The 17769-nt window shown below is 54.3% G+C and carries 16 protein-coding genes; 2 read left to right on the top strand and 14 right to left on the bottom strand.

Annotated elements, in window-relative coordinates; genetic code table 11:
* Window positions 1-152: 152 nt before the first annotated feature.
* From nuoL to lrhA, 12 genes are all read right to left on the bottom strand, one after another.
* A complete protein-coding gene (gene nuoL / locus P9J57_RS06940; protein ID WP_013026505.1) occupies window positions 153-1988 on the bottom strand; it encodes an NADH-quinone oxidoreductase subunit L in 1836 nt (611 codons plus the stop codon).
* Entirely contained in the window at window positions 1985-2287 is a 303-nt protein-coding gene (nuoK, locus tag P9J57_RS06935; protein ID WP_013026506.1) for an NADH-quinone oxidoreductase subunit NuoK, read from the bottom strand. Before nuoK ends, nuoL begins: the two co-directional genes overlap by 4 nt.
* Window positions 2284-2835, bottom strand: coding sequence for an NADH-quinone oxidoreductase subunit J (gene nuoJ / locus P9J57_RS06930; RefSeq protein WP_014605380.1), 552 nt, complete (start codon window positions 2833-2835; stop codon window positions 2284-2286). Before nuoJ ends, nuoK begins: the two co-directional genes overlap by 4 nt.
* A 10-nt stretch (window positions 2836-2845) precedes the next feature.
* On the bottom strand, window positions 2846-3388 hold the full coding sequence (gene nuoI / locus P9J57_RS06925) for an NADH-quinone oxidoreductase subunit NuoI (RefSeq protein ID WP_013026508.1): 543 nt from the start codon (window positions 3386-3388) through the stop codon (window positions 2846-2848).
* 11 nt (window positions 3389-3399) lie between these two features.
* Window positions 3400-4377, bottom strand: a complete 978-nt coding sequence (nuoH, locus tag P9J57_RS06920) for an NADH-quinone oxidoreductase subunit NuoH (protein WP_013026509.1) — start codon at window positions 4375-4377, stop codon at window positions 3400-3402.
* Window positions 4374-7097 carry an NADH-quinone oxidoreductase subunit NuoG gene (nuoG, locus tag P9J57_RS06915; protein ID WP_028715403.1) on the bottom strand — a complete coding sequence of 908 codons (2724 nt, stop codon included), beginning with the start codon at window positions 7095-7097 and terminating at the stop codon, window positions 4374-4376. The genes nuoH and nuoG overlap by 4 nt, the downstream gene beginning before the upstream one ends.
* Window positions 7098-7208: 111 nt before the next feature.
* Window positions 7209-8558, bottom strand: a complete 1350-nt coding sequence (gene nuoF, locus P9J57_RS06910; protein WP_483279504.1) for an NADH-quinone oxidoreductase subunit NuoF — start codon at window positions 8556-8558, stop codon at window positions 7209-7211.
* 2 nt (window positions 8559-8560) lie between these two features.
* Window positions 8561-9076, bottom strand: a complete 516-nt coding sequence (gene nuoE / locus P9J57_RS06905; protein WP_013026512.1) for an NADH-quinone oxidoreductase subunit NuoE — start codon at window positions 9074-9076, stop codon at window positions 8561-8563.
* Between the two features lie 2 nt (window positions 9077-9078).
* Window positions 9079-10878, bottom strand: a complete 1800-nt coding sequence (gene nuoC / locus P9J57_RS06900) for an NADH-quinone oxidoreductase subunit C/D (RefSeq protein ID WP_013026513.1) — start codon at window positions 10876-10878, stop codon at window positions 9079-9081.
* A 117-nt stretch (window positions 10879-10995) separates the two neighbouring features.
* Window positions 10996-11673 carry a NuoB/complex I 20 kDa subunit family protein gene (locus P9J57_RS06895; protein ID WP_006120026.1) on the bottom strand — a complete coding sequence of 226 codons (678 nt, stop codon included), beginning with the start codon at window positions 11671-11673 and terminating at the stop codon, window positions 10996-10998.
* Window positions 11674-11688: 15 nt separating this feature from the next.
* Window positions 11689-12132: an NADH-quinone oxidoreductase subunit A gene (locus P9J57_RS06890; protein ID WP_013026514.1), complete on the bottom strand. Its 444-nt coding sequence runs from the start codon at window positions 12130-12132 to the stop codon at window positions 11689-11691.
* 638 nt (window positions 12133-12770) lie between these two features.
* Complete coding sequence (lrhA, locus tag P9J57_RS06885) at window positions 12771-13694, bottom strand: transcriptional regulator LrhA (protein ID WP_013026515.1); 924 nt, start codon at window positions 13692-13694, stop codon at window positions 12771-12773.
* A gap of 959 nt (window positions 13695-14653) precedes the next feature.
* Here lrhA and P9J57_RS06880 point away from each other — a divergent pair.
* Window positions 14654-15871 (top strand): pyridoxal phosphate-dependent aminotransferase, encoded by a 1218-nt coding sequence (locus P9J57_RS06880; protein ID WP_014594167.1) that lies wholly within the window; start codon window positions 14654-14656, stop codon window positions 15869-15871.
* 70 nt (window positions 15872-15941) lie between these two features.
* Window positions 15942-16541 carry a 5'-deoxynucleotidase gene (yfbR, locus tag P9J57_RS06875; protein ID WP_013026517.1) on the top strand — a complete coding sequence of 200 codons (600 nt, stop codon included), beginning with the start codon at window positions 15942-15944 and terminating at the stop codon, window positions 16539-16541.
* A 28-nt stretch (window positions 16542-16569) separates the two neighbouring features.
* Here yfbR and P9J57_RS06870 read toward each other — a convergent pair whose 3' ends face one another.
* Window positions 16570-17229, bottom strand: coding sequence for a sugar phosphatase (locus P9J57_RS06870; RefSeq protein ID WP_013026518.1), 660 nt, complete (start codon window positions 17227-17229; stop codon window positions 16570-16572).
* Between the two features lie 13 nt (window positions 17230-17242).
* A complete protein-coding gene (locus P9J57_RS06865) occupies window positions 17243-17737 on the bottom strand; it encodes a YfbU family protein (protein WP_026021018.1) in 495 nt (164 codons plus the stop codon).
* Between the last annotated feature and the right edge of the window lie 32 nt (window positions 17738-17769).

Genomic DNA, 17769 nt, shown 5'->3' with positions numbered 1-17769 from the left:
TTCCCGGCAGTGCTCGCAATCCTCACGTACTTCAGTACGCTCCGGTTGCTGTGCGCTGGCGGTAATGAAACTGGCTGCGACGATTGCGCTCATTACTCGGTTATTTGGACATTCTTAACTGGGGTAAGCGAACTCACCCCGCTCATCAATCTTTAAATTACCAGCAACAGGGCCAGAACCACGACGGCACCCACGCTCATCGACGCCACGTACCAGCGCAGATAACCGTTTTCACTGACCACCAGACCTTTATTGGCGATACGTGAAAGCAACGCAGGGAGGTTCATCAGGCCGTTGAGCGGATCGCGTTTTAACAGCCACGCAATGCCCAGGTACGGTTTGACAAACACCTTGTCGTAGAGCCAGTCGAAGCCCCAGGCAGCGAACCACCAGGTGCCGAAGAAGCGGCCCGGTGCGCTGTTGGCAATACGGGTCACCAGCTGACGTTTGCCCAGCCAAAGTGCGGCTGCAATCACGATGCCGGAAACCGCGACCAGACCCGATGCAATCTCCAGCGTCACTTTACCGTTTTCACCAAACTCATTCGCCGGCAAAACCCCCGCCAGTGGTGGGGTAATCAGTGCGCCAACGAAGGTAGAGAGCACCAGCAGCACCAGCAGCGGCAGATGATGGGTAATGCCTTTACCCGCATGAGCATGAATCTTCTCTTCACCGTGGAACACGATGAAGATCATGCGGAAGGTATAAATTGAGGTCAGGAACGCACCCACCAGGCCCGCTACCATCAGGTTAAGATGACCGTTCGCCAGCGCACCAAACAGGATTTCATCTTTACTGTAGAAACCGGCGGTAATCAGTGGCAGTGCCGCCAGCGCGGCGCCGCCCACCAGGAAGCAGGTGTAAACCAGCGGGATGCTCTTACGCAGTCCGCCCATCTTAAAGATGTTCTGCTCGTGGTGGCAGGCCAGAATAACCGAACCTGAAGACAGGAACAGCAAGGCTTTAAAGAAGGCGTGGGTCATCAGGTGGAAAATCGCGGCATCCCACGCCTGTACGCCCAGCGCCAGGAACATGTAGCCAATCTGGCTCATGGTGGAGTAAGCAAGAACGCGTTTGATGTCCGTCTGAACCAGGGCAGCAAAGCCTGCCAGCACCAGGGTAATGGCACCGATAATGCCGACCAGATGCAGCACCTCAGGCGTCAGCAGGAACAGGCCATGCGTGCGGGCAATCAGGTAAACCCCTGCCGTTACCATGGTCGCGGCGTGAATCAGTGCCGATACCGGTGTCGGGCCTGCCATTGCATCGGCCAGCCAGGTCTGTAAGGGCAACTGGGCCGATTTACCGACCGCACCGCCTAACAGCATCAGGGTAGCCCACTGCAGCATGTGATTGTCCGCCGCAAAGTGTGCCGGTGCCAGCTCAACCATCTCGCGGAAGTTGAGCGTACCCAGTTCGTTGTAAAGGATGAACAGCGCAAAGGCCAGAAACACATCGCCGACGCGGGTGATGATAAAGGCTTTCATCGCCGCTTTGCCGTTTTCCGGATTGCTGTAGTAGAAGCCGATCAGGAGGTAAGAACACAGCCCTACCCCTTCCCAGCCCAGATACATCAGCATCAGGTTATCCGCCAGCACCAGAACCACCATGCTGGCGATAAACAGGTTGGTATAAGCGAAGAAGCGTGAATAGCCCTCTTCTCCGCGCATATACCAGGAGGCGAACATATGGATCAGGAAACCGACGCCGGTAACCACCGACAGCATGGTAAGCGAGAGGCCATCCAGAGTCAGATTGACCTGAATGTTAAAATTGCCCACGTGAATCCAGGTCCACAGCGCCTGGGTGAATACCTGCTGCCCGTTAGCAAAGAAGTCAACGCCAACATACAGGGTAGTTAGTGCGGCTAACCCCACCGAACCCATTCCGACCGTCGCCGACAGATTCTCTGACCAGCGACCACGGGAAAACGCTAACAGCAAAAAGCCGATCAGCGGAAACAAGACAGTTAAATAGAGAAGGTTCATCCGCGCATCTCGCTCACAATATCAATGTTCAGCGTCTGACGACGACGATAGAGCTGAAGCAGCAGGGCCAGACCGATACTGGCTTCCGCTGCGGCGAGGCTGATTGCCAGAATATACATCACCTGACCATCGGCCTGTCCCCAGTAGCTACCCGCAACGACCAGCGCCAGCGCCGCGGCGTTGATCATAATTTCAAGGCTGATCAGCATAAACAGCAGGTTGCGGCGCAGTACCAGCGAGGTCAGGCCAAGAACGAACAGCACCGCGGCCAAAATCAATCCATGTTGTAACGGGATCATGCTTGCTCCTTATTCGCCTGCGCGGCATCGTTTGAACGGTTGCTCAGGACTTCACCCTGGCGCTCTTCACGTCCCAGATGGAAGGCAACAACCAGACCGGCCAACAGCAGCATTGATGCCAGTTCAACCGCCAGGACATACGGGCCAAACAGGCTAATACCGACCGCTTTCGCGTCGATGATTTTACCGTCAATGCCCTGATCCTGTGCCGTCATGATGGCGTAAATCATGACCGCCAGTAGCAGAAAGGACACCAGACCGGGACCGATCCACAGGGACGGGCTGAGCCATTCGCGTTCCTGTTTCTCCGTGGCCTTGCCCAGGTTGAGCATCATCACGACGAACACGAACAGCACCATGATGGCACCGGCATACACGATGATTTCCAGCGCACCGGCAAAGTAGGCACCCAGGGAGAAAAAGACACCCGCCACCGATAACAGCGAAACGATCAGGTACAGCAACGCATGTACCGGATTAGTGTGGGTAATGACGCGTAACGTCGTCACCACCGCCACCAGTCCGCAAAGATAAAACGCAAATTCCATGCCTTGCTCCTTAAGGTAATAAGCCTTTGACGTCGATGGGTTTCGCTTCATTTTCAGCGTCACCTTTATCTTTACCGTCAATCGCCATACCTGCCATGCGGTAGAAGTTGTACTCCGGATATTTACCCGGCCCCGAGATCAACAGATCGTCTTTTTCATACACCAGATCCTGACGCTTGAACTCGCCCAGCTCGAAATCCGGCGTCAGCTGGATAGCGGTGGTTGGGCAGGCCTCTTCGCACAGGCCGCAGAAAATGCAGCGTGAGAAGTTAATACGGAAGAACTCTGGATACCAGCGACCGTCTTTGGTTTCGGCCTTTTGCAGTGAAATACAGCCTACCGGACAGGCTACTGCACACAGGTTACAGGCAACGCAACGCTCTGCCCCATCGGGATCGCGCGTCAAAACGATGCGACCACGATAGCGCGGTGGCAGGTAGACCGGCTCTTCCGGATACATCTGGGTTTCGCGTTTCGCGAAGGCGTGCATGCCTATCATCCAGATACTGCGAACTGTCGTGCCGAAGCCTACGACAATATCTTTTAATGTCATTTGTTTACCCCTTACTGCGCTGTGTACAGAATCACTGCGGCGGTCGCCAGCAGGTTCAACAGCGTCAACGGCAGACACACTTTCCAGCCGAACGACAGCACCTGGTCATAGCGTGGACGCGGAAGCGCAGCACGAATCAGGATGAACATCATCATAAAGAACGCCGTTTTCAGGGCGAACCAGATGAAAGGCGGCAGGAAAGGCCCATGCCAGCCCCCGAAGAACAGCGTCACAATCAGTGCTGAGACGGTGGTAATCGCGACGTATTCACCCACAAAGAACAGGCCGAATTTCATCCCGGCATATTCAATGTGGTAACCGTCGGCCAGCTCTTGCTCAGCTTCTGGCTGGTCAAAAGGATGACGGTGACAGACCGCGACGCCCGCAATACAGAAGGTCAGAAAACCAAAGAACTGCGGGATGATGTTCCACAGGTGCGTCTGGCTGTTGACGATATCGGTCATGTTGAACGATCCCGCCTGCGCCACTACGCCCATCAGCGACAGTCCCAGAAACACTTCGTAACTCAGCGTCTGCGCAGAGGCGCGCATGGCACCTAACAGCGAGTATTTGTTATTACTCGCCCAGCCGGCAAACAGTACGGCATAGACCGCCAGGCCCGCCATCATCAGGAAGAACAGCAGCCCGATGTTCAGGTCGGTGACGACCCAGGTCGGCGAAACCGGCACGATGGCAAATGCCAGCAGCAGTGACACGAAGGCGATGACCGGCGCCAGGGTAAAGATAAAGCGGTCGGTGAACGGGGGAACCCAGTCCTCTTTAAAGAACATCTTGATCATGTCAGCAACCAGCTGCAAGGATCCGCCCCAGCCCACGCGGTTCGGTCCATAGCGGTTCTGGAACAGGCCGAGCAGACGACGCTCGGCGAAGCTCATAAACGCACCGCAGCCCACCACGACCAGCAGAATCACCAGCGCTTTACCCACGGCGATCAGAATGTCGATAACACCTGGAGTTAACCAGCTCATTGCGCCGCCTCCTGCAGAGAATCAATTTTTGCATTCGCCAGGAATGGCGGTACGCCCGGCAGACCGAGTGGAAGCCCCACCTGCCCTGCCTGCAGCGACGCGGAGAAACGCACAGGCAAGCGTACGGTTTCACCGGCACAGGTTAATTCCACAGACGCGCCACTGTTCACGCCCAGCTTAGCCGCATCCTCCGGGTTCAGGACCAGAGTGGGTGCCGACATACGCTGTTGGATCACCGGCGCGCGCTGCGTCATCTCTTCACTACCGAATAGCTGATAGTAAGGCGCGACGCGGAACTGACCGTTAGTGGTATACGCGCCAGGTACGCTGCTGAACCAGGCTAACTGTGCGTCGCTGGCTTCGAACAGACGCACGCCGGGATCGCCGTGACGCAGTTTACCGCCCACTTCATCCTGGAATTTGTTCCATGCCTGAGGTGAGTTCCAGCCTGGCGCCCAGGCAAAGGGGATCTGCGAACGCGGTGCGTTCGGCTGGTTGTTCCCTTCCATTGAGAAGGCAAACATCGTGTCCTGATCCTGCGGCTGACGCGGCTCGTGCACGCTGATGTTGGCGCGCGCGGCGGTACGGCCACTGGCACGATGCGGTGAACGCGCCAGTTTCTGACCACGGATACGGAAGCTGGCATCCGGTGCCGCCTCTTTAATTCCCTTCAGCTGTGGCAGACTGGCAACCACGGCATCAATGACGTGATCCAGCTGCGTCCAGTCAACGTGGCGGCTTTCCAGCGCGCTGTGCAGCGAATGCAACCAGCGCCAGCTTTCCAGCATCACGATGCTGTTGTCATAATAGGCAGGATCGTACACCTGGAAGAAACGCTGTGCGCGCCCTTCGTGGTTGATTGAGGTGCCGTCGCTTTCCGCGAAGCTGGCCGCGGACAAAACCAGTCCGGCTTTCTCCAGCGTGGCGGTGCGTTGATGATCAACGACGATCACGTTAGCGGCTTGATTCAGCGCCGCATCCACCTGCGCTTTTGGCGCATGGCGATAGAGATCGTTTTCCAGTACCACGACCGCATCGGCTTCGCCGCTTTGCAGTTGTTCTAGCGCCTGGTCCAGGGTGTTTCCGCCCATCAGGCCCAGCCCCATGCTGTTCGCATGGCCTGCCAGTAAGGTGATACCGACGTCTGCGCCGCGCGCTTTCAGCGCTTTCGCCACGTTCGCGGCCGCTTCAATCATGGCAGTGCTGCCTGAGTGAACACCGGAAACGATCAGCGGTTTTTTAGCGCCGGCCAGCGCTTGCACGACGACATCCAGCTTGCCGTTCAGCGCAGCGTCGAAATCGCTTACGGCCGGGGCGGTTTCGTCCAGCGCATTGGCGATGGCAAATCCAAGACGCGCCTGATCTTCCACTGGGGCACGATAGCTCCACGCGGCAATATCATCGAGACGCGTTTCATCGACGTTGGTGACAAAGAGCGGATGCTTAGCGTGCTGACCGATATTCATGATGGCCGCGATTTGCCAGTCTGCGACTTTCTGCGCAGCGGCCATTTCACGGGCCTTACCTTTCACAGCCTGGCGCACAGACAGGGCCACGCGCGCGCCAACCTGGGTCAAATCTTCCCCCAGCACCAGCACTGCATCGTAGCTTTCAATTTCACGCAGCGATGGCGTATAAATTCCGCCGTCACGCAGCACTTTTAACAACAGTTCAAGGCGTTCCTGCTCACCGGCAGGCATACCGGTAGAGAAGTTTTCGGCCCCGACCAGTTCACGCAGCGCAAAGTTGCTCTCGACGCTGGCACGTGGCGAGCCGATACCAATCACGCGTTTCGCCTGGCGCAGCACGTCTGCCCCGACGTTCACCGCCTGCTCCGCATTCAGCGTCACGCGATCGCTGCCGCGCAGCTGTACCGGATGGTGAGGGCGGTCCTTCAGGTTGACGTAACCGTAACCAAAGCGACCACGGTCACACAGGAAGTAGTGGTTAACGCTGCCATTGTAACGGTTTTCGATGCGGCGCAGCTCGCCATAGCGCTCACCCGGACTGGTGTTACAGCCCACGCTGCACTGCTGACAGATGCTGGGCGCGAACTGCATATCCCATTTACGGTTATAGCGTTCAGAGTGGGTTTTATCGGTAAATACGCCGGTTGGGCAGACTTCAACCAGGTTGCCGGAAAACTCGCTTTCCAGCGTGCCGTCTTCCGGGCGGCCGAAGTAAACGTTGTCATGCGCGCCATAAACGCCCAGATCGGTACCGTCAGCATAATCTTTGTAATACCGCACACAGCGGTAGCAGGCGATACAGCGGTTCATCTCATGCGAAATGAACGGGCCAAGGTCCTGATTACGGTGGGTGCGTTTGGTGAAGCGATAGCGGCGGAAGCTGTGGCCGGTCATTACCGTCATATCTTGCAGATGACAGTTACCGCCCTCTTCGCATACCGGACAGTCGTGCGGGTGGTTGGTCATTAACCACTCAACCACGCTTTCACGGAACTCTTTCGCTTCGCCATCATCAATAGAGATGAAGGTGCCGTCAGACGCCGGCGTCATACAGGACATGACAAGGCGGCCGCGGGTATCTTCAGCGTTCTGGAATTGCTTTACCGCACACTGGCGGCAGGCACCCACGCTTCCCAGCGCCGGATGCCAGCAAAAATAAGGAATATCAAGGCCCAGAGACAGACATGCCTGTAGCAGGTTGTCCGCTCCGTTCACATCATATTCTTTACCGTCTACATGGATTGTAGCCATAGTGACATGCTTCCGTAAGGCTCGTCATAGACGAGCGTTAATCAAATTCTTGTTCCTGCACACTGCAGCAGGAACGGCGGCACAGGGCCAGCTCCCGTGGATAACGGCGAATTACCAGCGCGCTTTCAGCAGGTTTGGCTGAATACCACCGATCGATCGGGTATTACCAAACACCTGCAACACCTGCGGCGCGATACCGGCTTCAAACTCTTCACGGAAATATTTAATGGCGCTTTGCAGCGGTTCGACTGCACCGGGTGCGTGGGCGCAGAACGTCTTGCCCGGGCCGAGCTGGCGGCAAAGCTGCTCCAGGGTTTCGATATCCCCCGGCTGGCCTTTTTTCTGCTCCAGCGCGCGCAGGATCTTCACGCTCCACGGCAAACCATCGCGGCATGGCGTACACCAGCCGCAGGATTCACGGGCAAAGAACTCTTCGAGATTGCGTACCAGTGAAACCATATTGATTTCATGGTCCACGGCCATGGCCAGCGCCGTACCCAGACGGCTGCCCGCTTTACCGATGCTGGCGAACTCCATCGGCAGATCCAGATGCTGTTCCGTCAGGAAGTCCGTTCCCGCCCCGCCCGGCTGCCACGCTTTAAAGCGCAGACCATCGCGCATGCCGCCGGCATAGTCTTCCAGGATTTCACGGGCCGTGATACCGAACGGCAGTTCCCAGACGCCAGGGTTTTTCACCCGACCCGAGAAGCCCATCAGCTTGGTACCCGCATCGTCGCTCTTAGACAGACCCTGATACCACTCAACGCCGTTTGCCAAAATAGCCGGCACGTTTGACAGCGTTTCAACGTTGTTCACGCAGGTCGGCTTACCCCAAACGCCCGCGCTCGCCGGGAAAGGCGGCTTAGAACGTGGGTTAGCACGGCGTCCTTCCAGCGAGTTAATCAGTGCGGTTTCTTCACCGCAAATATAGCGGCCTGCGCCGGTGTGGACGATGAGTTCGAAATCGAACCCTGAGCCCAGGATATTTTTACCCAGTAACCCGGCTTCGGTCGCTTCAGCGATGGCACGGCGCAGATGCACCGCCGCTTCAATGTATTCGCCACGCAGGAAGATGTAGCCACGGTAGGCTTTCAGGGCAAACGCACTGATCAGCATGCCTTCAACCAACTGATGCGGCATCTGCTCCATCAACAGGCGGTCTTTATAGGTGCCCGGCTCCATTTCATCGGCGTTACACAGCAGGTAACGGATGTTCATGGATTCGTCTTTCGGCATCAGGCTCCACTTCAAACCGGTAGAGAAGCCTGCACCACCGCGTCCCTTCAGGCCGGAATCTTTCACCAGCGCCACGATCTCGTCGGGTGCCATGCCCTTCAGTGCTTTTTCCGCACCGGCGTAGCCGTTTTTGCTGCGGTACTCATCCAGCCATACCGGCTGCTGATCGTCGCGCATGCGCCACGTCAGTGGATGGGTTTCGGCAGTACGAATGATCTGTTTAATTGTCATTGATACTGCTCCAGCAAAGAGGCGATGCCTTCCGGCGTCAGATGAACGTGCGTATCTTCATCCACCATCATGGTTGGGCCTTTATCGCAGTTACCCAGACAACAGGTCGGCAGCAACGTAAAGCGGCCGTCGGTCGTGGTCTGGCCGGGCTTGATATTGAGGTTTTCTTCCAGCGCAGCCTGAATGCCCTGAAAACCGGTAATGTGACAGACCACGCTGTCGCAGTAGCGGATCACGTGGCGGCCAACCGGCTGGCGGAAAATCTGGCTGTAGAACGTTGCCACACCTTCTACGTCACTGGCGGGAATGCCCAGAACGTCGGCAATCGCATGAATCGCGCCGTCTGGTACCCAGCCACGTTGTTTCTGTACGATTTTCAGCGCTTCAATTGACGCGGCGCGTGCATCTTCGTAATGGTGTTTTTCGTGCTCAATCGCATGGTGCTCTTCCGCACTCAGCACGAAGACCTCGTTAGGGTCGATCGTTTTAATAGCAATGTGTTGATCGTGCATAATTAGCGGTCCACGTCTGACATAACAAAGTCGATACTACCGAGGTACACGATTAAATCGGATACCAGGCTGCCACGGATTACCGAAGGAATCTGCTGCAGGTGCGGGAAGCTCGGCGTACGCACACGTGTGCGATAACTCATCGTGCTGCCATCACTGGTCAGGTAGTAACTGTTAATCCCTTTGGTCGCCTCAATCATCTGGAAGGATTCATTGGCCGGCATAACCGGGCCCCATGACACCTGCAGGAAGTGAGTGATCAGGGTTTCAATGTGCTGCAGCGTGCGCTCTTTTGGCGGCGGGGTTGTCAGCGGATGATCGGCTTTAAACGGCCCTTCCGGCATGTTGTTCAGGCACTGTTCCAGAATACGCAGCGACTGCCACATCTCTTCCATTTTCAGCTGTACGCGCGTGTAGGCATCGCTGATACCGGCACCCACGGGCACTTCGAAGTCGAAGTTTTCATAGCCTGAATAGGGACGCCATTTACGCACGTCAAAATCGAGACCGGTGGCGCGCAGGGCTGCACCTGTGGTGCCCCAGGCGAGCGCTTCTTCCATATTGTAGGCTGCCACACCTTGCGAACGGCCCATCAGAACGGTGTTGCGCAGCGCCGCTTTGTCATACTCTTTCAGGCGCTTCGGCATCCAGTCCAGGAAGTCACGCAGCAGGCGCTCCCAGCCTTTCGGCAGGTCGTGTGCCACACCGCCAATACGGAACCAGGCCGGGTGCATGCGGAAACCGGTAATCGCCTCAACCACATCATAAATTTTCTGACGGTCGGTAAAGGCAAAGAACACCGGCGTCATTGCACCAACGTCCTGAATAAAGGTCGAGATGTACAGCAGGTGACTGTTGATGCGGAACAGCTCAGAGAGCATGACGCGAATAACATTCACGCGGTCAGGCACCACGATACCAGCCAGTTTCTCAACGGCCAGTACGTAAGGCATTTCGTTAACGCAGCCACCAAGGTACTCAATACGGTCGGTGTAAGGAATGTAGCTGTGCCAGGACTGACGTTCGCCCATTTTCTCTGCGCCACGGTGGTGATAACCAATATCCGGGACGCAATCGACGATCTCTTCCCCATCCAGCTGCAAAATGATGCGGAAAGCACCGTGCGCTGACGGGTGGTTTGGACCGAGGTTGAGGAACATGAAATCTTCGTTGGCGGTGCTGCGTTTCATGCCCCAGTCTTCCGGCTTGAACGTCAGCGCTTCCATTTCCAGATCTTCTTTCTGCTTCGTCAGCGTGAAAGGATCGAATTCGGTCGCACGCGCAGGATAGTCCTTGCGCAGCGGATGCCCTTCCCAGGTCTGCGGCATCATAATGCGCGTCAGATGCGGGTGACCATCAAAGGTGATACCAAACATCTCCCAGGTTTCGCGCTCATACCAGTTGGCATTGGCGAAAATATTGGTGATGGTCGGCACATGCATATCGTTTTCAGATAAAGCCACCTTGAGCATGATGTCGCGATTGCGTTCAATCGAGAGCAGGTGGTAGAAAACGGAAAAATCCGCGGCAGGTAAACCGGCGCGGTGGGTACGTAAGCGTTCGTCCATGCCATGCAGGTCATACAGCATGACGTACGGCTTAGGAAGTTTTCGCAGGAATGTAATGATTTCCAGCAGCTGTTCACGCTTTACCCAAACAACCGGAATACCGGTGCGGGTCGCCTGAACGGTAAAGGCATCCGGCCCAAAACGATTACGCAGCTCGCCGATCACCGGGTCATCCAGGTGATCCCGGGTTTGCCATAGCGGCTGAGCGAGATCTTGCGTGGTCAAATCTGTCATACGTTACTCACCATTCCGGCCTGATAACAGGCGCTCAAATGAAGGCGTCAGGATGGTGCCATGCATTAATTTGTGGTGTTGTCTGCTGCAGGCACTGATTCCATCCATACGGTTAACTTAAACTTCGTCTGGTGTACGCAGGTTGGTTACTGCAATACGTTCGCCACGCTTACGTTCACGCTCAGACTGCATATTGGCACGGTAAACGCCCTGGTCTCCGACCACCCACGAAAGGGGACGGCGCTCTTTGCCAATGGATTCCTGCAGCAGCAGCAGTGCCTGCATGTAAGCTTCAGGGCGCGGCGGGCAACCCGGGATATACACGTCAACCGGCAGAAACTTATCAACGCCCTGCACGACAGAATAGATATCGTACATGCCGCCTGAGTTGGCACAGGCACCCATGGAAATCACCCATTTCGGCTCCAGCATCTGATCGTACAAACGCTGAATCACCGGGGCCATTTTGGTAAACGGCGTACCGGCAATGACCATGAAGTCGGCCTGACGTGGCGATGCACGCATAACCTCTGCACCGAAACGCGCGACATCGTGCACGGCGGTGAAGGAGGTGGTCATCTCAACGTAGCAGCATGAAAGACCAAAGTTGTAAGGCCACAGGGAGTTTTTACGTCCCCAGTTCACCATGTCGTGCAGGGCGTGTTCGAGCTTGCCCATGTAGACGCTGCGATGAACGTGCTGCTCCAGCGGATCGCTGACGATTTCCTGCTTTTGCAGAGGGTAACGGTCGTTCTCACCACCGTTTGGGTCTATGCGGGTGAGCGTATAGTCCATCTTATTGCCTCTCTTTTACTGCTTATGAGGATTGGTGTGACTTACCGTAGGCGTTTTAACCACGATTCGCCGGCGTGCAGGCGTCCAGTCCAACGCGCCAATGCGCACCAGATAAACCAGGCCCGCCAGGAGCACCAAAATGAAAATTGCGGCTTCCACAAAGCCGACCCAGCCGCTTTCACGGATAGAGGTCGCCCATGCGTATAAAAAGAGAGCTTCTACGTCGAAGATAACGAAGAACATCGCTACCAGGTAGAATTTTGCTGATAAGCGGAGGTGAGTGTCACCGACGGATTCAATGCCGGACTCAAAAGGTGTGTCTTTGTAACGGGCACGCGCTCTGCCGCCAAGCAGCCAGCCTCCGGTTAACATGAACGCACAGAGGCCAAAAGCGATGACGATAAATACGACGAATGCCCAATGCTGAGCGATGATTTCGGTGGTAGTTGACATACTCATTGCTTACTCATCAAAAGTGGCGCGGGCATCCTGCTCGGGTTCTGGCAGCAAACTCACCACATCGATTCAAAGGGAAGGATAAAAACCTTACAAATTTTGCTGTTACTCTGCAATAAGCAGCAATTTTATGGGGTTTTTTACTCCTTTCTATAACCTTTTGTCAACTTTGACAAAAGTATCCAAACTTTATTTTACACCTGCATCATATTATTAACATATGATGCGCGTGTTTCCAGCTAAATCGCTTCAGTCTGTAAGGGTAATTTTAGTGTAGCGGGTATTTGCGCGCATGGATCGTGCAATTAACCCTCATATTTTGACAGGATTTCGGGGGTTTTCCTTCCCTTGGGAATGGCTATTTTGTTGATCCAGAACACAGAATTATCTTTTTTGTGTTAAATTTCAGCAGTTATCAGACTGATTCGAATCAAATATTTTACATTTTGCCTCTCGCCCGCCATTTACATCGCCCTGAAATGCTTGCGGGCAGGCGATAAACTCAGCGTCTCCGTGCGGGTTTTTATTTCGCAGGAAAAAGGTCAAAAAAAAGCCTCCTGTTCTTTTTACAGAACAAGAGGCCTGTTTACAGCCATTATCTTACCGGTGAATGACGTTTTTTTTGCGACAGCGTGAAAATGTTACTCTTCGTCATCCAGCAACAGCGTGCCGTCAGCGTTGGCCACCATGTTGTACGGATCGTGCGTGGACTGCATAGCATTAAAGATGGCCAGCGCCAGCTCGTTGTCGCTGTCGGCATTACGGCACAGCAGATACTGTGTATCCGGTAAAACCGGCAAGCCTTCTGCTGCGCCCATCACGCGCAGTTCCGGGCTCATCATTTCTACCGGACGCGCCGTTACACCCAATCCTGCTTTGACTGCCGCACGAACGGCCGCCAGGGTTGATGCAACGTAAGATATACGCCACGGGATACCGGCTTCGTTGAGATGATCAATCGCCATATCACGATACGGACTGGGTTCATCAAGCAGTACCAGTGGAATAGCTTCTCCACGCTGGAACACATAATCCGCCGCGCAATACCACAGGGTCGGAGAGGTACGCAGAACCTGATGGGTAAAGTTACCCGGGCTTGACGTCGTGACGACTAAGTCAACTTCGCCCTGATTCAGCATTTCCATCATGAACGGATTGCGTTTCACGCGAACATCAATCGCCAGTTTTGGATAGACAGAGGTCACGCGGTTTAACAGGAACGGCAGAATGGTATCTGAGGTATCGTCAGAAGCGCCAATCGTCAGTACACCCTGGATGTTGCTGTACATCAGTGAAGTACAGGCTTCATCGTTAAAACGCAGGATTTTCCTGGCATAGCCCAGAAGCTGAATGCCGTGTTCAGTTAACAACTTGTTGCGGCCATGTCTGGCAAACAACTCTTTACCGACCAGTTGTTCCAGACGTTGCATCTGCTGACTCACTGCCGATTGCGTTCTGCACACCGCAGCAGCCGCGGCTGCAAAGGTATTCAGGTCAGCTACAGCAACAAAAGTCCGGAGCAGATCGAGATCGAGATTGAGTATCGGACGATTTGCATTAGTCATGTTTTTTCTTCACTTATTAGATTTTTAAGAACTACTATCCTGGTGTTATTACAAGCTTATCAAAGCGATAAGCGGTAATGATGCTTCATGGCGTCCCGGCAAAGGGCCGACATAAAATTTACTTACGGAGGAAGACGGTACTTCCCTGCAAAACAGGGAAACCGGGTCCTGAAGACAGAGACAACTTCTGTACCGAAGGCACTGGATGCAAAAATGCGGGAAGCTGTGTAGTTGTCTTTTCCTACCCCCAAAGTGCCCTCAGGCAGGGGTAAACGGGTCTGTAATACGCTAACGGTACGCAGCGTTTAATCTCATCAAATAGTAAATTATACTTAATCATTTTTGACCGCAAAATGGAAATGTTTTTGTGAAAAGCATTGCATATTTTGATCAAATAGCATCTTACATCCCTTCGAGAATGTCCTGAGCGGACGTAACCTGCCTGAAAACAGGAAATACGACTTTTCAGCGATGAAACATGCATTGATGATGCTCCCGGTTGTCTCTCCCGGCCCTGAAAATCTTATAAAAAACCTTTGATATAAGATAGTTAACATTATGCACCATCGTTTTTTTTCAGGTTACTCTGAGTTGAGGCCGCTTTTTGCGTGCAAATTTTATGCATCAATAAAGCATAATTAAACTATTTCACTCATGACGCATCACAGATTCTCAGATTGTTTTACGGCCTTCAGGTTCATTATCGGCAAAATAAAAGCAGACATTACCCAGCGCTCAATTTTTAATCGCAGCATAATAAACTAATAAAACTCAAAAAAACAAACGTTACAACCGGCCTGCTTGATAACCAATACGCATTCCATCGTCTGGCTGGAGACAAAGATGCTGAACACGCCAAAACCGCGCCCTGCCCTTCTTTTGTCGGCCTGAGGAGAGTACATTGTGCAGGTTTGTTTTCAGCGGCAGGCACAAGGATTCTGCACATTAAGGCGGCCACAATGACTTTTCAAATTGATAAATCCGGCAAACTGGACAATGTCTGTTACGACATTCGTGGACCGGTTTTAAAAGAGGCTAAACGCCTTGAAGAAGAAGGTAATAAAGTTCTTAAGTTGAACATCGGCAATCCGGCCCCCTTTGGCTTCGAAGCGCCGGACGAGATTCTGGTTGATGTCATCCGTAACCTTCCCAGCGCACAGGGATACTGTGACTCCAAAGGATTGTATTCTGCTCGTAAAGCCATCATGCAGCACTACCAGGCGCGTGACATGCGCGACGTCACGGTGGAAGACATCTATATCGGCAACGGTGTTTCTGAACTCATCGTCCAGGCCATGCAGGCGCTGCTGAACAGCGGTGATGAAATGCTGGTGCCGGCACCTGACTACCCGCTATGGACCGCGGCCGTGTCGCTATCAAGCGGCAAAGCCGTGCACTACCTGTGTGATGAGTCCGCAGGCTGGTTCCCGGATCTGGATGATATCCGCAGTAAAATTACGCCACGCACGCGCGGCATCGTGATTATCAATCCCAATAATCCAACCGGTGCGGTTTACAGCAAAGCACTGTTGATGGAAGTCGTTGAGATTGCCCGCCAGCATAACCTGATTATTTTCGCTGACGAGATCTACGATAAAATTCTGTACGACGACGCACAGCATCACTCTATTGCTGCACTGGCGCCGGACTTGCTGACCGTAACCTTTAACGGCCTGTCTAAAACCTATCGCGTAGCGGGTTTCCGCCAGGGCTGGATGGTGCTAAACGGCCCCAAAAAGCATGCTAAAGGTTATATCGAAGGGCTGGAGATGCTGGCCTCCATGCGTCTGTGTGCCAACGTCCCCGCGCAGCATGCCATTCAGACTGCGTTGGGCGGCTATCAGAGCATTAGTGAATTTATTGTGCCTGGCGGGCGGCTCTATGAACAGCGTCAGCGCGCATGGGAACTGATCAACGATATTCCAGGCGTGAGTTGTGTGAAGCCGCAGGGCGCGCTTTATATGTTCCCGCGTATTGATGCCAAAAAATTCAATATCCACGACGATCAGAAAATGGTGCTGGATTTCCTGCTACAGGAGAAAGTGCTACTGGTTCAGGGAACGGCGTTTAACTGGCCGTGGCCCGATCATCTGCGCATCGTGACGCTGCCGCGCGTCGACGATCTGGAAATGGCGATCAATAAGTTTGGCCGTTTTCTGCAAGGCTACCGCCAGTAGTCCGGATGCGCCTATACTGATGTGATTTCGGGGAGAGCACGCCTCTCCCCTGTCGCAAACAGGAATTACCATGACTCAGAGCCATTTCTTCGCCCACCTTTCCCGTCTCAAACTCATCAACCGCTGGCCGCTGATGCGCAACGTGCGCACAGAGAACGTCTCTGAACACAGTTTGCAGGTCGCGATGGTTGCCCACGCGCTGGCCATCATTAAAAATAAGAAGTTTAACGGCAACCTTAATGCCGAGCGCATCGCCATGATGGCGCTGTATCACGACGCCAGTGAAGTGCTGACCGGAGACTTACCCACGCCGGTGAAGTACTACAACGCGCAGATCGCCCACGAATACAAAAAGATTGAGAAAATCGCGCAGCAGAAGTTGATTGAGATGCTGCCGGACGAGTTGCAGGATGTTTACCGTCCGCTGATTGATGAGCATCTGCACAGTGAGGAAGAAAAAGCCGTCGTGAAACAAGCCGATGCGATCTGTGCCTACGTAAAATGCCTGGAAGAGCTGTCGGCCGGCAATAATGAGTTTTTGTTAGCAAAAGCGCGGCTGGAAAAAACCCTGAATCAGCGTCGTTCGCCCGAAATGAGCTATTTCGTGGAGGTATTCATTCCCAGCTTTAGCCTGTCTCTGGACGAAATCTCGCAGGACACGCCGCTCTGACAATGGCGGCTTCACGCCGCCCTTTTACCTAGCCTTGATGGTGAAACGCAAACTTGCCCGTCGATCGTTTGGTGACCACCAGCGATTCCAGTGAAGTCAGGCGCAGCGCCACTTCGTCAATGCGTGGCGTATCATCAGGCGCATTCGCGGCGATCACGGCACAGCCCGCAGCTAACCCGGCGATCACGCCGGCCGGCGCATCTTCTACCACTACGCAGTCGGCTGGCGACAGCTTTAACCTTTCTGCGCCCAGTAAGTAAGGATCGGGTTCTGGCTTGCCCTTCGCCACCTGTTCGGCCGTAATAAACACGGCAGGCTGAGGTAAACCTGCTGCTTTGTGACGCGCATGCGCCACCGGCACGGAGCCGGAGGTGACAATCGCCCAGGGGATTTGCAACGCATTCAGCTGCGTGAGCAACGCTTTTGCGCCTGGCAGCGCCCGCACGCCGTCCGTGTCTTCTGCTTCCGTTTTTTCCAGCGCCAGAAACTCGGCCTGGATTGCGGCTTCTGACTGGCCCGCCATAAAGTGGCGCAGTGAAGTAATCGCCTGCTTTCCGTGAATGAAGTCCAGAATCTCATCAGCCGCAATGCCATGACGTGCACCCCAGTTGCTCCAGGCGCGTTCAACCGCGGGTAGCGAATCCACTAAGGTGCCATCTAAATCAAATAAAAAACCACTGTACTCCACGCGTCACTCCTCATCAGGCGTTAATGATTTGCGCAATCTCGTTTACGCTTAAATGGTATTGGCGAGGACAAGTCTGCCACAAAGCCAGCATACGTTGATACTTTTCCCACATCGGCGTTTGCGCATTAAAGCCATGCGTTCCCGCATCAAAATGGGTATAGCGCCCTTCGATGTTCACCATAAACCGCACATAACCGAGATAGCGGGATTCCGTGGCGGCATCAAACCCCAGAAATGCCAGACGTCGTGGGTCGATATCGCCTTGGGTCTTGAGATTAGCCCAGGAGACCTGCAGCGCGTGGTGCATTTCCATAATGTCGATAAGCGTCCGGCAGGTCTCTTCGGGAAGCTTGCCAAACTCTTTGTCCAGCTCCCGCATTTGCAGGCCATAGCCACGCTCAATGATAGTCTGGTAGCGACGAAAACGTTCGGCGCTCTCCGGTTCCAGCATTGCCATGATTTTGTACTGGTTAGTCAGGATCAAACGTTGCGCGTGGGTCATTTCCATCATCTTGTCCTCCAGCCCGCGGGCTGTTCAGG

This window comes from Pantoea sp. nfd-35 (assembly GCF_056892255.1).
Note: the sequence above shows the minus strand (reverse complement) of the source record. Positions and strands in the feature narration are given on the sequence as shown.

Bases quoted from the DNA above. Each gene is read 5' to 3' on its own strand.
- nuoL (WP_013026505.1), bottom strand. From the start codon at position 1,988: ATGAACCTTCTCTATTTAACTGTCTTGTTTCCGCTGATCGGCTTTTTG.
- nuoK (WP_013026506.1), bottom strand. From the start codon at position 2,287: ATGATCCCGTTACAACATGGATTGATTTTGGCCGCGGTGCTGTTCGTT.
- nuoJ (WP_014605380.1), bottom strand. From the start codon at position 2,835: ATGGAATTTGCGTTTTATCTTTGCGGACTGGTGGCGGTGGTGACGACG.
- nuoI (WP_013026508.1), bottom strand. From the start codon at position 3,388: ATGACATTAAAAGATATTGTCGTAGGCTTCGGCACGACAGTTCGCAGT.
- nuoH (WP_013026509.1), bottom strand. From the start codon at position 4,377: ATGAGCTGGTTAACTCCAGGTGTTATCGACATTCTGATCGCCGTGGGT.
- nuoG (WP_028715403.1), bottom strand. From the start codon at position 7,097: ATGGCTACAATCCATGTAGACGGTAAAGAATATGATGTGAACGGAGCG.
- nuoE (WP_013026512.1), bottom strand. From the start codon at position 9,076: ATGCACGATCAACACATTGCTATTAAAACGATCGACCCTAACGAGGTC.
- nuoC (WP_013026513.1), bottom strand. From the start codon at position 10,878: ATGACAGATTTGACCACGCAAGATCTCGCTCAGCCGCTATGGCAAACC.
- P9J57_RS06895 (WP_006120026.1), bottom strand. From the start codon at position 11,673: ATGGACTATACGCTCACCCGCATAGACCCAAACGGTGGTGAGAACGAC.
- P9J57_RS06890 (WP_013026514.1), bottom strand. From the start codon at position 12,132: ATGAGTATGTCAACTACCACCGAAATCATCGCTCAGCATTGGGCATTC.
- lrhA (WP_013026515.1), bottom strand. From the start codon at position 13,694: ATGACTAATGCAAATCGTCCGATACTCAATCTCGATCTCGATCTGCTC.
- P9J57_RS06880 (WP_014594167.1), top strand. From the start codon at position 14,654: ATGACTTTTCAAATTGATAAATCCGGCAAACTGGACAATGTCTGTTAC.
- yfbR (WP_013026517.1), top strand. From the start codon at position 15,942: ATGACTCAGAGCCATTTCTTCGCCCACCTTTCCCGTCTCAAACTCATC.
- P9J57_RS06865 (WP_026021018.1), bottom strand. From the start codon at position 17,737: ATGGAAATGACCCACGCGCAACGTTTGATCCTGACTAACCAGTACAAA.